This is a genomic window from Cellulomonas biazotea, assembly GCF_004306155.1.
GTDB lineage: Bacteria > Actinomycetota > Actinomycetes > Actinomycetales > Cellulomonadaceae > Cellulomonas > Cellulomonas biazotea.
Genome location: NZ_BIMR01000319.1, coordinates 1 through 11470, shown reverse-complemented (window position 1 = coordinate 11470; position 11470 = coordinate 1). Strand labels below are relative to the sequence as shown.

At 76.4% G+C, this 11470-nt stretch carries 10 protein-coding genes; 8 read left to right on the top strand and 2 right to left on the bottom strand.

Going from position 1 to position 11470, the window contains the following annotated elements; genetic code table 11:
- Positions 1-97 precede the first annotated feature (97 nt).
- The 3 genes from CBZ_RS17715 to CBZ_RS17705 all read left to right on the top strand — a co-directional run bounded on the left by CBZ_RS17715 (position 98) and on the right by CBZ_RS17705 (position 2823).
- Positions 98-370: a hypothetical protein gene (locus CBZ_RS17715; RefSeq protein WP_130782798.1), complete on the top strand. Its 273-nt coding sequence runs from the start codon at positions 98-100 to the stop codon at positions 368-370.
- Positions 371-543: 173 nt separating this feature from the next.
- Positions 544-1095 carry a DUF1269 domain-containing protein gene (locus CBZ_RS17710; RefSeq protein ID WP_130782797.1) on the top strand — a complete coding sequence of 184 codons (552 nt, stop codon included), beginning with the start codon at positions 544-546 and terminating at the stop codon, positions 1093-1095.
- Between the two features lie 72 nt (positions 1096-1167).
- Positions 1168-2823, top strand: a complete 1656-nt coding sequence (locus CBZ_RS17705; RefSeq protein ID WP_130782796.1) for an LCP family glycopolymer transferase — start codon at positions 1168-1170, stop codon at positions 2821-2823.
- 19 nt (positions 2824-2842) lie between these two features.
- On the opposite strand, the gene CBZ_RS17700 is transcribed toward CBZ_RS17705, so the two are convergent.
- Complete coding sequence (locus tag CBZ_RS17700) at positions 2843-3787, bottom strand: DUF808 domain-containing protein (protein WP_130782795.1); 945 nt, start codon at positions 3785-3787, stop codon at positions 2843-2845.
- A gap of 210 nt (positions 3788-3997) precedes the next feature.
- Here CBZ_RS17700 and CBZ_RS17695 point away from each other — a divergent pair, with 210 nt between their 5' ends.
- From CBZ_RS17695 to CBZ_RS17675, 5 genes are all read left to right on the top strand, one after another.
- A complete protein-coding gene (locus tag CBZ_RS17695; protein ID WP_130782794.1) occupies positions 3998-4978 on the top strand; it encodes a phosphodiester glycosidase family protein in 981 nt (326 codons plus the stop codon).
- A 3-nt stretch (positions 4979-4981) separates the two neighbouring features.
- Positions 4982-6127 carry a glycosyltransferase family 2 protein gene (locus tag CBZ_RS17690; RefSeq protein WP_130782793.1) on the top strand — a complete coding sequence of 382 codons (1146 nt, stop codon included), beginning with the start codon at positions 4982-4984 and terminating at the stop codon, positions 6125-6127.
- A complete protein-coding gene (locus CBZ_RS17685; protein ID WP_130782792.1) occupies positions 6124-6972 on the top strand; it encodes an alpha/beta fold hydrolase in 849 nt (282 codons plus the stop codon). The genes CBZ_RS17690 and CBZ_RS17685 overlap by 4 nt, the downstream gene beginning before the upstream one ends.
- A 68-nt stretch (positions 6973-7040) precedes the next feature.
- A complete protein-coding gene (locus CBZ_RS17680) occupies positions 7041-7919 on the top strand; it encodes an FAD binding domain-containing protein (protein WP_246013517.1) in 879 nt (292 codons plus the stop codon).
- Positions 7916-10645, top strand: a complete 2730-nt coding sequence (locus tag CBZ_RS17675) for a molybdopterin-dependent oxidoreductase (RefSeq protein ID WP_130782791.1) — start codon at positions 7916-7918, stop codon at positions 10643-10645. The genes CBZ_RS17680 and CBZ_RS17675 overlap by 4 nt, the downstream gene beginning before the upstream one ends.
- Positions 10646-10693: 48 nt before the next feature.
- Here CBZ_RS17675 and CBZ_RS17670 read toward each other — a convergent pair.
- On the bottom strand, positions 10694-11470 hold a 777-nt coding region (locus tag CBZ_RS17670), incomplete at its 5' end, for an XdhC family protein (RefSeq protein WP_130782790.1).

The window sequence follows — 11470 nt, the reverse complement described above, 5'->3', positions numbered from 1 at the left end:
CCGCTCCGCCCCGCAACGAGCTGCTCCCTGCACCGACCTGCGCTGACCCGAACCCCACCCACCCGGCCGACCGTGCCGGAGACCGAGGACGACCACCGTGCGCACTGCCGACCACCCGATCACACCACGCGCCGACGAGCCGCTCGCACCGCACGCCGACCGGTCACCGGAGGCGTTGCGCGTGCGCCGCCGGATCCTGGCCGCGCTCGAGGGCACGGGACCGGTCGGTTTCCGGGTCTTCGCGTCGTGGGCGCGCGAGGCGGGCTTGACGCACGTCGCGTGCGAGCTCATCGAGGAGGGCCTGGTCGGCGTGCGCGAGGACGGCCACGTCTTCCGGGCGTGGCCCACTCGCCGCACGCACGTGCGCTGACGGCACGGCAGGGGTGCGCGCCCGGGGTGGGTGCGCACTCCTGCCGTGCCCGGGCCCGGGCCAGGATTCGCACCGCGAAGCCTCACCCGGCGCGAGGGAGGCGACGTGGCGGGCGTGCGACCTACGGTCGGCGCAGCGGGAGCCCACTCGCGCACGACCCGGAGGAGCACACCATGTCCGAGGACCAGACCGACTTCGACATCGCCGCCGTGTCGGACGGCGCGTACGCCCTGATCGTCGCCGACTTCGCCGACACCGACACGGCGTGGGAGGCGTACGAGGCGCTCAAGGGCGCGGAGGACGGCACGACGCTCAAGGTGGACGGCGTCCTCGTCGTCAAGCGGGACGCGGGCGGTGACCTGGAGATCCTCAAGGCGACGGACCACAGCACGCGCCGGGGCCTGCGGTGGGGTGTCGTCGGCGGTGTGGCGCTGGGCCTGATCTTCCCGCCGTCGATCCTCGGCAGCGCCGCGGCGCTCGGTGCGATCGGTGCGGCGACCGGCAAGGGCGTCGAGCTGCACCGGCGCAAGGAGCTCGCGGAGGAGCTCAAGGACGCGATCGAGCCCGGGCACTCGGGGATCGTGGCGCTCGTGTCGGACCCGGCGGCGGTCGAGCTGCGCAAGGCGCTCGACAAGGCGGCGGCGATCGCGGAGAAGGCCATCGCGAAGGCCGACGCGGAGGAGATCAAGGCGGCGGCCGCGGACGCGTCCGACGAGAAGAGCTAGCCCGCAGGGTCGTCCAGACCTCGCCCGCTGCAGGCATGGCGCGGCAGGTGGGCGGGTGACCAGAATGGGGCGGTGAGCCCGAGCCCCCGGGTCGCGCCCCCGTCCCCGGACGCCCGACGGTTCGACGTGCTGGTGGTCGGCAGCAGCAACACCTGCCGCTCCCCCGCAGCCGAGCGGCTGCTGCACGCCCGGCTGGGCGGGGACGGCACGGTCGGGTTCGCGAGCGCGGGTACGCACGCGACCCCCGGCGCGCCGCTGGACGCCGGCGTCGCGCACCTGCTCGTGGCCGCGGACCTGCCCGTCGACGGCTTCGCGGCCCGCGAGCTCGCCCCGCAGGACGTGCGGGCGGCGGACCTGGTCCTCACGACGAGCCGGGCGGAGCGTGCCGAGGTCGTCCGGGCGGTGCCCGCGGCGGTGCGCCGCACGTTCACGCTGCGCGAGCTCGCCCGCGTGGCCGCGACGCTCAGCGCGTCGGCTCTTCCGGGTGAGGGGACGGCCGACCGGCTCGACGCGCTGGTCGCGGGTGCGCAGCGGCACCGCGGGCCGACCCCACCGGACGCGGAGGCCGACGACGACGTGCTCGACGCCGAGGGCCTGGACGACCGGGGCCACCAGGCCGCGTGGCAGGAGGTGCTGGCCGCCGTCGAGGGGATCGCGCACGCCGTGCGTCCCGCCCCGGCGCCGGGCGAGCCGGACGCACCGCCGCCCGTCGTGCCGGCTCCGGCGTCGCCCGGTGGTCCCCCGCGCCGGGCGCGCCGGGTGGGACGGGTGGTCCTGGCGTCCGTCGTGGCGCTGCTCGTCGTGGTCGCCGTCGGGGCGATCGTCGCGCTCGACCGCCTCGACGCCCGCGTCCAGCGGTTCCCCGACCCGTTCGCCGCGCTGCCGACCCGCCCCGCGCCGTACGTCCCGCCCGACCCGGACGCCGCGTCGCGCCCGCCGATGACGGTCCTCGTGCTCGGGTCCGCGGAGGACGCCGCCGCGTCCGGCCCGGCCGCCTGGGCGGACGCCGCGAACCTCACCGACGTCGTCATGCTCGCGCACGTCTCGGGCGACCGGACACGCGCGCAGGTCGTCCTGCTGCCGCCGGACCTGTGGGTGGACGTCCCGGGCCGCGGGCCGGGGACGCTGCGCTCGGCGTTCGGCCTCGCCGGTCCGACAGGGGCCGTCGAGGCGGTCGAGTCGCTCGTGGACGTGCGCCTCGACCACGTCGCGCTCACCCACGCGACGACGTTCGGCCGCGTCACCCAGACCCTCGGCGGGGTCGACGTCGACGTCCCGCAGGACCTGGTGGCGCGCGGGCGCGTGCTGGTCCCGGCGGGTCCGCACCGGCTGAGCGGCGACCTGGCGCTGCTGTGGATGGAGGGGTCCACGGACGACGTCGAGCGCACCCTGCGGGCCCAGGCGTGGCTCGAGGCGATCGTCACGCGCCTCGGCGACCCGGGCGTGCGCGGCGACCCCGCCGTCTGGACCGAGCTGCTGGGCGTGCTGTCGGCGTCGGTCGCCGTCGACGAGAGCCTCGACTCGGGCGCGATGCTCGGCCTGGTGACGAGCCTGCGGCGGCTCGGCCCGGGCGACGTGGACGTCGTCGCGGCCCCGACGACGCTCGGCACGGCACCCGACGGGACGCCCGTGCTGGTGCCCGACGCCGCACCGTTCGACGCGCTCATGGACGCGCTGCGCGCGGACACCCTGCACGAGCTGCTCGACGAGCAGGCCCCGGCCTCCTGACCGGCGCCGGCGCCCGCTGTCAGTGCGCGGCTGCTGGCTTGCGGCGCGGGATCACGTGCATGACGGCGACGAGCACCGCACCGACCACGAGGCCGACGAGGGCCGAGCCGAGCGTGTCGACGAGCCACGCGAGGAACCCGCCGACGCCGGGGACGCCGTGCACGGCCTCCTCGAGGTGGTGCAGCAGGTCGTACGGCGCGTGCCAGCCGAGCGTGTCGACGCCGGACAGCAGGATGTGCCCGCCGACCCACAGCATCGCGACGATCCCCACGGTCGACAGGACGGACAGGATCTTCGGCATCGCGCGGACCAGGACGCGTCCCGTGGCGGCGACGGCGCCGTTGCGGCGCTCGGCGAGGTGCAGGCCGATGTCGTCCATCTTCACGATGAGCGCGACCACGCCGTAGACGAGCGCGGTGATCCCGAGCGCGACGACCGCGAGGATGATCGCGCGCGACACGAACGGCTCGTCGGCGACCTCGTTGAGCGCGATGACCATGATCTCGGCGGACAGGATGAAGTCGGTGCGGATCGCGCCGCCGACCATCGACTTCTCGGTGTCGGCGCCCTGCGCGGCCGCGGGGACGCTCGTGTGCTCCTTCGCGTGCCCGCTGACGAGCTCCCAGATCTTCTCGGCACCCTCGTAGGACAGGTAGGCGCCGCCGACCATGAGGATCGGCGTGAGCAGCCACGGCACGAACTGGCTGAGCAGCAGGGCGGCCGGGAGGATGAACAGCAGCTTGTTGCGCAGCGAGCCGACGGCGATGCGGCGGATGATCGGCAGCTCGCGGTCGGGCGTGAACCCGTGCACGTAGCGGGGCGTGACGGCGGTGTCGTCGATGACGACGCCCGCGGCCTTCGCGCTCGCGCGCCCCGCGGCCGCGCCGACGTCGTCGACGGACGCCGCGGCGAGCTTCGCCAGCGCCGCGATGTCGTCCAGGAGCGCCGCCAGACCGCCTGCCATCAGTTCTCCCTCGTCCGCCCGCACGGGCCCCGGACGGACCGCCGGCCTGCTGCCGGTCCCCGTCGCCTCGCGCAAGGCTAGGGCGTCCCGGTGCCCGGGCGCGCGCCCGGACGACCACTCGCCGCGTCGCGCGGCTCGGCAGACCCGTGGCACAGGCGGACCACAGCCGCGGCACACCGCACGCACCGGGCCGCTGCCTAGACAGGGGGCATGACCACCGCTCCCCCGTCCCGCAGACGCCGGACGCACCGCGTCGTCCTCGCCGCGTCCCTCACCGCCGTCCTCACCCTGGGCGGCACGGCCGCCTGGGCGCTCGACCGCTACGTCGTCGAGCACGTCGCGATCGACGACGTCGACTCGTACGTCGCCGAGCAGGCGGGCACGACCGCCGACGCCGAGCCCGCCGCGGGCACCCTCACCGACACCACCTACACGTCGGACGACGCGCAGGTCACGGTCTCGACCGTCACGACCGGGTCCGGCGACGGAACGGTGACGTACTACGTCGCGGACGTCGTGCTGTCCGACGCGACCGTGCTGCGGTCCGCGTTCGCGCAGGACCAGTTCGGCACGAACATCACGGAGACGACATCCGACATCGCGGCCGACAACGACGCGGTGCTCGCGGTCAACGGCGACTACTACGGGTTCCGGGACACGGGGATCGTCATCCGCAACGGCGTGGTGTTCCGCGACGAGGGCGCCCGGCAGGGTCTCGCGTTCTATCGGGACGGGCACGTCGAGGTGTACGACGAGACGACCACCGACGCCGACACGCTGGTGGCGGCGGGCGTGTGGAACACGCTGTCGTTCGGCCCCGCGCTGCTCGAGGACGGGCAGGTCGTCGACGGCATCGAGGACGTCGAGGTCGACACGAACGTCGGCAACCACTCGATCCAGGGCGAGCAGCCCCGCACCGCGGTCGGCGTCGTCGACGACAACCACCTGGTCTTCGTCGTCGTCGACGGCCGCAGCCCGGGGTACAGCGCGGGCGTCACGCTCACCGGGCTCGCGCAGATCCTGCAGGACCTCGGGGCGACGACGGCCTACAACCTGGACGGCGGCGGGTCGTCGACCATGGTGTTCGGCGGCGAGCTCGTCAACGACCCGCTCGGCCGCGGGCAGGAGCGCGGCACGTCGGACGTCCTGTACGTCGGCGGGCTGAGCACCGCGACGCGGACGGACGGCTGAGCCGTGGTCGTCCTCGTCCCCGCCTACGAGCCCGACGAGCGCCTGGTCGCCCTGGTGCGGGCGCTGCGGTGCGCCGCGCCCGACGTCCCCGTGGTCGTCGTCGACGACGGCAGCGGCCCCGCGCACGCGGCCGTCGTCGCGGCGGCCGGCCGCGCCGGGGCGGACGTCGTCACCCACGGGGCGAACCGCGGCAAGGGCGCGGCCCTGCGCACCGGCGTCGCGCACGTCCTGCGCGCCTACCCGGGCCAGGACGTCGTGTGCGCGGACTGCGACGGGCAGCACCTCGTGCGCGACGTCCTCACGGTCGCCCGGCGGGTCGCGGACGGCGACGCCGCGGTCGTGCTCGGTGCCCGGCGGTTCGCGGGCGACGACGTGCCGGCGCGCAGCCGGTGGGGCAACGCCGCGACCCGGGTCGCGTTCCGGCTCGGCACGGGCCGCGCGCTGCAGGACACCCAGACCGGCCTGCGGGGGTACCCGGCGACCGTCCTGCCGTGGCTGCTCGACGTGCCGGGCGACCGGTTCGAGTACGAGCTGTCGGTCCTGCTGCGCGCGGTCGAGGAGAGGCGTGCGGTGGTCGAGGTCCCGATCGCGACGGTGTACCTCGACCAGAACTCCTCGTCGCACTTCCGCCCCGTCGTGGACTCCGTGCGCGTGTACGCACCGCTGCTGCGGTTCGTCGCGTCGTCGCTCGTGGGGTTCGTCGTCGACGTGCTGGGCCTGCTCGTCCTCACCGCACTGACCGGGTCGCTGCTGGCGGCGGCCGTCGGAGCTCGCCTGGCGAGCGCGGCCGTGAACTTCGGGCTCAACCGGCGCTGGGTGTTCCGGCGCCGCACCCGCGGGCCGCTGCTGCGCGAGGCCGTCGCGTACGCGCTGCTCGCCGGGACGCTCCTGCTCGCGGGGTACGGCAGCCTCGTGGCGCTCACGCACCTCGGCATGCCGCTGCTCGCCGCGAAGGTCGTCACCGACCTCGTGCTGTTCCTCGTCGGGTACCGGGTGCAGCGCACGGCCGTCTTCCGGCAGGCGACGCGCACGACGACCGACCGGGCGGCGGCCCGTCCGCACGACCCGGCGACCGGCACCGTGAGCGCACGCGAGCCGGGTGCCGTCGCGGCGCACGACCCCAGCCCGTCGGGCAGCATGACGGGATGACCCGCGAGCTCGACGTCAGGCTGCCCGACGGCCGCACGCTGCACGCCTACGACACCGGTCCCGAGGACGCCCCGCACGTCGTCGTGTGGCACCACGGCACGCCGAACATCGGGACGCCCCCGCAGCCGCTCCTCGCGACCGCGCACCGGCTCGGCGTGCGCTTCGTGTCCCACGACCGACCCGGGTACGGCGGCTCGACCGCGGCTCCCGGCCGCACGGTGGGCTCGGCGGCGGCCGACACCGCGGCCGTCGCGGATGCCCTGGGCGTCGAGCGGTTCGCGACGTTCGGGCACTCCGGGGGCGGGCCGCACGCGCTCGCGTGCGCCGCGCTGCTGCCCGACCGGGTGACGGCCGTCGTCAGCGGCGCCGGCCTCGCGCCGTACGCCGCCCACGGCGTCGACGGCTTCGACTGGTTCGACGGCATGGCCGCCTCGGGCGTGGCGTCGCTGCGCGCAGCCGCCGCGGGGCGGGCCGCCAAGGAGGCCCACGAGACGTCCGGCGCCGCGTACGACCCGGAGTTCACCGCCGCCGACCTCGACGCGCTGCACGGTGAGTGGTCCTGGTTCGACTCGGTCGTCGGCCCCGCCGCCGCGGGCGGTCCCGGACCCCTCATCGACGACGACCTGGCCTACGTCGCGCCCTGGGGCTTCGACGTCGCCGACGTCAGGGCACCCGTGCTGCTGCTGCACGGCGCGGAGGACCGGGTCGTCCCGCCGTCGCACGCGCGGTGGCTCGCGGCGCACCTGCCGCGTGCCCGCCTGCGGGTGGTGCCGGGCGCGGGCCACATCTCGGTGCTCACGGCCGCGGCGGACGCGCTCGCCTGGGTGGTGGACCCGACGGCGTAGCGCACGCGACGCACGCTCGGCCGGCGTCCGAGCACGGTCCGGGGCGACTCGGGCATCCTGGAGCAGGCGTGGGTTACACGCCGGACACGCAGGTGCTGTTCCCTCAGGCCATGGACCTCGTCGACGTGCGCGACGTGCGGGTCGCCCGGACCCGCCCGCAGACCGTGCCGCTCCCGGGCGAGGTCGTGCTGGGCGGCGGCACGTGGCTGTTCTCCGAGCCGCAGCCGGGCGTGCACGGGCTCGTCGACGTCACGACGGCCGGCTGGGAGCCGTGGACCCGGACGCCCGACGGCCTGCGCGTCGCGGCGACGTGCACCCTCGCGGAGCTCGCCGCGATCCCGGCACAGCCCGGGTGGTCCGCCCAGTCCCTGTTCGGCACCGCGGTCGACGCGCTGCTCGGCTCGTGGAAGATCCACCGCGTCGCGACCGTCGGCGGCAACCTCTGCCTCGCACTGCCCGCGGGGCCGATGATCGCGCTCGCCGCGGCGCTCGACGGGACCGCCCTGGTGTGGACGCCCGACGGCGGCGAGCGTCGCGTCCCCGTGCTGGACCTCGTCACGGGCGTGCGCCGCACGACCCTGCGGGCCGGCGAGGTGCTGCGCGCGGTGGACCTGCCCGAGCACGCGCTCACGGCCCGCGTCGCCTCGCGCCGGGCCTCCCTCAGCGCGCTGGGGCGGTCGGCGGCGTTCGTGCTGGCCCGCCGCGACGCCGACGGCACGTTCGTGCTCACCGTCACCGCGTCGACCGACCGCCCCCGCCAGGTCCGCCTCCCCGGCGTGCCGACCGACGTGCCGACCGACGTGCCGACCGCTGCCGACGTCGTCGACGCCGTCGACGCGATCGGCGACTGGTACGACGACCCGCACGGCGACCCCCGCTGGCGTCGCGCGACGACGCTGCGGTTCGCGCGCGAGCTGCGCGACGAGCTCGCCGGAGGTGCGGCGTGAGGGTCCGGCTGGAGATCGACGGGCGGACCGTCGACGTCGAACCACGCCCCGGCCAGGTGCTGCGGACGCTGCTGCGCGAGCTGGGCGTGCACGGCGTGAAGAAGGGCTGCGACGCGGGCGACTGCGGCGCGTGCACGGTGCTGCTCGACGGCGCACCCGTGCACTCCTGCCTGTACCCGGCGCACCGCCTCGACGGGACCGCGGTGACGACCGTCGAGGGGCTCGGCACCCCCGACGACCTGCACCCGGTGCAGCGGGCCTTCGTGGACGCCGCCGGGTTCCAGTGCGGGTTCTGCACCGCGGGCATGGTCGTCACCGTCGCCGCGATGGACGACGCGCAGCGCGCCGACCTGCCGCGCGCGCTCAAGGGCAACATCTGCCGCTGCACGGGTTACCGGTCGGTCGTCGACGCGGTGCACGGCACGGTCAACGTCGAGCCCGACGCGACCGCGGGCGGCTCGGCGGCCGCCCCCGCCGCGACCCGGGTCGTCACCGGGCGCGAGCCGTACACGCTCGACGTGCGCACGCCGGACCTGCTGCACCTCGCGGTGCTCGGCAGCCCGCACGCCTCGGCGCGCGTCGTGTCGGTCGACGCCCGAGCCGCGCTGGCCCTGCCGGGCGTGCGGGCGGTCCTCACGCACGCCGACGCGCCCGCGACGCTCTTCTCCACCGGCCGGCACCAGAACCGCCTGGAGGACCCCGACGACACGCGCGTGCTCGACCCCGTCCTGCGGTTCCGCGGCCAGCGCGTCGCGGCGGTCGTCGCGGACTCGCCCGCCGAGGCGGAGCGTGCGCTGGCCGCGCTCGTCGTCGAGTACGCGGTGCTGCCCGCCGTGCACGACCCCGAGCAGGCGAGGCGCCCGGGCGCGTGGGCCGTGCACGGCGACAAGGACGCCGCGACGAGCCGGCTCGTCGACCCCGGCCGGAACACCGTCGCCGAGCTGCACGCCGAGCGCGGCGACGTCTCGGCCGCCGTCGCGCGGGCCGCGGCCGTCGTCACCGGCACGTGGACGACGGCCCGGGTCAGCCACGTCGCCCTCGAGACGCACGCGACGCGCGGGTGGCTCGACGCCGACGGCCGCCTCGTCCTGCGCACGTCCAGCCAGGTGCCCTACCTGGTCCGCGACGAGATCGCGCGCGTCTTCGACCTCGACCGCGAGCGCGTCCGCGTCTTCACGGCGCGGGTCGGCGGCGGGTTCGGCGGCAAGCAGGAGCTGCTCACCGAGGACCTCGTGGCGCTCGCGGTGCTGCGCACGGGCCGTGCGGTGCAGTACGAGATGTCCCGCGAGGACGAGTTCACGCGGGCGCCCTTGCGGCACCCGATGCGGGTGCGCGTCACGGTGGCGGCCGACGCCGGCGGGACGCTCACGGCGCTCGCGGTCGACCAGCTCATGGACACCGGTGCGTACGGGAACCACGGCGTCGGCGTGATGTACCACTCGGTGCACGAGTCGGTCGCGGTGTACCGGTGCGCGAACGTCCGCGTCGACGCGCAGTCGGTGTACACGAACAACCCGCCGTCGGGGGCGTTCCGCGGGTACGGGCTGGGCCAGGTGACGTTCGCGGTCGAGTCGGCGATGGACGACCTGGCGCGCGCTCTCGGGATCGACCCGGTCGAGCTGCGGCGGCGCAACGTCCTCCGGCCCGGCGACCCGGTGCGGACCGTCGAGGAGCACGTGCCGGCGGACATCACGTACGACGGCGAGCACGGTGCGGGGGCCTGCCTGGACCTCGTGGCCGACGCGCTCGCGGGCCCGGACGACGTCCCGGCGCCGCCCGGGTGGCCGGCGGGACAGGGAGTCGCGCTGGCGATGATCGCGACGATCCCGCCGCGTGGGCACTTCGCCGACGCGGTCGTGCGGCTGCTCCCCGACGGCACGGTCGAGCTCGAGGTCGGGACGGCGGACTTCGGCAGCGGGTCGACGACGGTGCACGCCCAGCTCGTCGCGCAGGTGCTCGGCACGGTGCCGGGACGGGTGCGGATCCGGCAGTCGGACACGGACGTCGCGGGCTTCGACACGGGCGCGTACGGGTCGACGGGTGTCGTGGTCGCGGGACGGGCGGTGCACGCGGCGGCGACGGCGCTCGCGGCGACGGTGCGGGAGCGGGCCGCGGGGCTGGGCGTGCCGGACGGGGTGCCCGCGGACGGCGGCTGGCGCGGCGAGGGCCGGTTCCTGACGGCGGCGGACCTGCTCGCGGCGGGTCCGCTCGAGGGGCGCGGGCACCACGACGGCCGGCAGCGGACCGTCGCGTTCAACGTGCACGGGGTGCGCGTCGCGGTCGACCCGGACTCGGGCGAGGTGCGCGTCCTGCGGTCCGTGCACGCGGCCGACGCCGGGGTCGTCCTCAACCCCGAGCAGCTGCGCGGCCAGGTCGAGGGCGGCGTCGCGCAGGGCTTCGGGTCGGCGCTGCTGGAGGAGGTGCGCGTGGACGACGCGGGGCGGGTGACGACGTCGACGCTGCGTGCGTACCGGGTGCCGCGCCTCGCGGACGTGCCGCTCACGCACGTGCTGTTCGCGCCGACGCACAGCGACCTGGGCCCGCTGGGCGCGAAGTCGATGAGCGAGGCCCCCTACAACCCGGTGGCGCCGGCCGTGGCGAACGCCGTGCGCGACGCGGTCGGGGTGCGGCCGTACGGGCTGCCGATGACGCGCGACCGGGTGTGGCTGCTGCTGCACCCCGAGGAGGCCGGACGTGCGTCGCGTGCGCCGGGGCCGACCGGCTGACGGCACGTCCTGTCGACCCGGCCCCGCTCACGGTCCGCCTCCAGGGCGTCAGACCGGCTGACGGCTCTCGCCGTGCAGCGGCCCGGTGAGGTCACGCAGGGCGGTGCCGCTGCGGCCGGTCCGGGCGGCGACGACCTCGGCGAGGATCGCGAGGGCGGTCTCCGCTGGGGTGCTCGCGCCGAGGTCGAGCCCGATCGGGGCGTGCAGGCGGCCGACCGCGTCGGCGTCGACCCCCAGCGCGTGCAGCGCGGCGACCCGGCGCGCGTGCGTGCGGCGTGACCCCAGGGCCCCGACGTACCCGGCGGGCGAGGCGAGCGCGACCGCGAGGGTCTGCGCGTCGAACCGGTCGTCGTGGCTGAGCAGGCACACGACCGCGCGGGCGTCGAGCGCGGTGCCGGCGAGGTACGACGGCGGCCAGTCGACCGCGACGTCGGCGCCCGGGAACCGCTCCGCGGTCGCGAAGACCGGCCGCGGGTCGACGACGGTCACCGCGTACCCGAGGGGCCGCGCCGCGGCGGCCAGGGCGGCCGCCTCCTCGGTCGCACCGACGACGACGAGCCTCGCGGGCGGGGCGGCGACGTCGACGAACACCTCGACGCGCGTCCCGTCGCAGTCGAGCAGGACCGTGCCGGGCGTGCCGGTCGCGACGCGGGCGGCGACCTGCGCGTCGAGCCGTGCCCGCACCGACGCGTCGAGCCCGACAAGCCCGGCGGGACCCGGGCCGTCGCCGAGCACGAGCACCGCACCGGCGGCCCGACCGGCCGCGGCCTCCCGCAGCGCCGCCGTCTCGGGTGCGCCCGGGGCGAGCCGGGCGAGGTGCAGCCG

What these genes read in the sequence shown, in the direction of transcription:
- CBZ_RS17685 (WP_130782792.1), top strand. Translation starts at nt 6,124, where the DNA reads ATGACCCGCGAGCTCGACGTCAGGCTGCCCGACGGCCGCACGCTGCAC.
- CBZ_RS17700 (WP_130782795.1), bottom strand. Translation starts at nt 3,787, where the DNA reads ATGGCAGGCGGTCTGGCGGCGCTCCTGGACGACATCGCGGCGCTGGCG.
- CBZ_RS17710 (WP_130782797.1), top strand. Translation starts at nt 544, where the DNA reads ATGTCCGAGGACCAGACCGACTTCGACATCGCCGCCGTGTCGGACGGC.
- CBZ_RS17695 (WP_130782794.1), top strand. Translation starts at nt 3,998, where the DNA reads ATGACCACCGCTCCCCCGTCCCGCAGACGCCGGACGCACCGCGTCGTC.